Annotated in this window: 2 protein-coding genes; both read right to left on the bottom strand. The window is 58.6% G+C overall.

Features of this window, described 5'->3' with window-relative positions; all coding sequences use genetic code 11:
* Nucleotides 1–262: DUF983 domain-containing protein (locus FBQ85_30050; GenBank protein ID MDL1879375.1), on the bottom strand; the 262-nt coding region annotated here is incomplete at its 3' end.
* Nucleotides 263–392: 130 nt separating this feature from the next.
* Nucleotides 393–1,694, bottom strand: a 1,302-nt coding sequence (locus tag FBQ85_30045) for a glycerate kinase (GenBank protein MDL1879374.1), incomplete at its 5' end; no start/stop codon positions are given.

Genomic DNA, 1,694 nt, shown 5'->3' with positions numbered 1-1,694 from the left:
ATTCCGGCCACGTTGGAAAAAGTGTGACCGACAACAGTGCGAGAATAGCGAAAAGAATCGGAACGCCCAGCAAATAACTGACGCCCATTGCTCCGAGAAAATAACCCTGTTCGCGTTCGAATCTCAAATGGCAGGCCGGGCAGGTGTCATTCATTTTGAATGCGGTACGATAAATTTTTCCCCGCAGGCAGCGCGGGCAAAGGCCATATAACACTGCGTGCCAGCGGCTGGGAGAGATTTTTATTTCTGGTCTATCCCGCATGTCTCGCATTCTCACGAATAATTGTCACAACCGCGAATGGGGCGCAAATAAACGCAAACTAAAAGCCCTCGTGTGCACTCGTGTTGACCAGCGCACCGTTATCTTAATTTGAACTTATGCAGAAAAGTCCTCACTCCACCAACAATATCTGCACATCCATCACATTCGTGCCGGTGGGGCCGGTGATGAAGTGGTCGCCGAGCTGTTGAAAAAACGCGTAGCTATCATTGTCGCGCAGATAGCTCGAAAAGAAACGCATGCCGTGCGTGCGGGCGCGCGCAATGGTCCAGCCGTCCGCGAAGGCGCCGGCTGCGTCCGTCGGGCCGTCGATGCCGTCAGTGCCGGCAGAGAGAAAGACGCAATTCGGCAGGCCGTCAATGTCGAGCGCAACGGACAATGCCATTTCTTGATTGCGGCCGCCCTTGCCGCCGGGATTGCGCAGCGTCACTGTGGTTTCACCGCCGGCAAGCACGCACGCCGGCGACTCAATCGGCCGGCCGCAATCCGCCAGGTTGTGCAGCAGCGCGGCATAAAACCGCCCAATGTCGCGCGCTTCGCCTTGCACGCGATTGGTGAGAATCATGGTGTTGTAGCCCAGGCTGAGCGCGTGCATTTCACAAGCCAATAACGCATCGGAATTGCAGCCGACGACATGGGTGTAATTCTTCGCAAACATCGGGTCATTGGGCTTGGGCGTTTCCGGCGCATGTCCGCGACAGCCGGCGGTGATATAGTCGCGCACGCCGTGCGGCAACTTGGGCCAAACGCCGTAGAGCGTAAGCACGCGCTCGGCGTCGGAAAATTTTGAGGGATCGGGCACGGTCGGGCCCGAGGCAATGATATCCACCGGATCGCCGATAACATCGGAAAGGATCAGTGTCACGAGAGTTGCGGGATAGATGGCGCGCGCAAGCTGGCCGCCCTTGATCAACGAAAGATGCTTGCGCACGGTGTTCATTTCGTGAATGGTGACGCCGTGGCCGAGCAGCAGCTCCGTCACGCGCTGCTCGTCGGCAAGCGTGATGTCGCCCGCGGGCAGGGGCAGCAACGCCGAGCCGCCGCCGGAAATCAGACAGATGACGAGATCGTTCATCTGCGCGCTTTCCGCGAGTTGCAGCATTTGGCGCGCGGCGTGCTCTCCACGAGCATCCGGAACCGGGTGGCCGGCTTCCAGAACCTGGCATTGTTTCAACCGATGGCGATCGCCGTCTTTGGTCACGATCAAGCCTTGCGTTAGGCGGTCGCTCAAGCGGGTTTCAACGGCCGCGGCCATGGCAATCGCAGCCTTGCCGGCGCCCAGCACAAACACGCGGCGAAACTGGCTCAGATCAAAACTTTCTTGTGCAACGCTCAAGGTGTTGCCCTCCCGCTGCAACGCGCGCAACACGGCTTTTTCCGGATCCACCGCGCTCAATCCGGCGAGAAAAATCTC

Source organism: Cytophagia bacterium CHB2, from assembly GCA_030263535.1.
GTDB lineage: Bacteria > Zhuqueibacterota > Zhuqueibacteria > Zhuqueibacterales > Zhuqueibacteraceae > Coneutiohabitans.
This window is presented reverse-complemented; position numbering and strand designations above follow the sequence as displayed.